The sequence below is a fragment of the Lysinibacillus sp. CTST325 genome (assembly GCF_054665055.1).
The window spans coordinates 1-211 of record NZ_BAAFHO010000075.1 but is presented as its reverse complement, the minus strand read 5'-3'; the positions used below and the strand labels follow the sequence as shown (position 1 = coordinate 211).

Here is a 211-nt window from a genome sequence, read left to right as displayed (position 1 = left end):
AAAAAATGGTGCCGAGGGCCGGAATCGAACCGGCACGGTAGTCACCTACCGCAGGATTTTAAGTCCTGTGCGTCTGCCAGTTCCGCCACCCCGGCACATTTGGAGCGGAAGACGAGGTTCGAACTCGCGACCCCCACCTTGGCAAGGTGGTGTTCTACCACTGAACTACTTCCGCATGTGCATAAGATTTATTTATCCTGGCAATTATGAA

The 211-nt window shown here is 53.1% G+C and carries 2 tRNA genes; both read right to left on the bottom strand.

What is annotated here, in order from left to right:
* Positions 1–6: 6 nt before the first annotated feature.
* Positions 7–95 (bottom strand) — tRNA-Leu (locus ACYQ73_RS28420).
* Between the two features lie 5 nt (positions 96–100).
* A tRNA-Gly gene (locus ACYQ73_RS28415) sits at positions 101–175 on the bottom strand.
* Between the last annotated feature and the right edge of the window lie 36 nt (positions 176–211).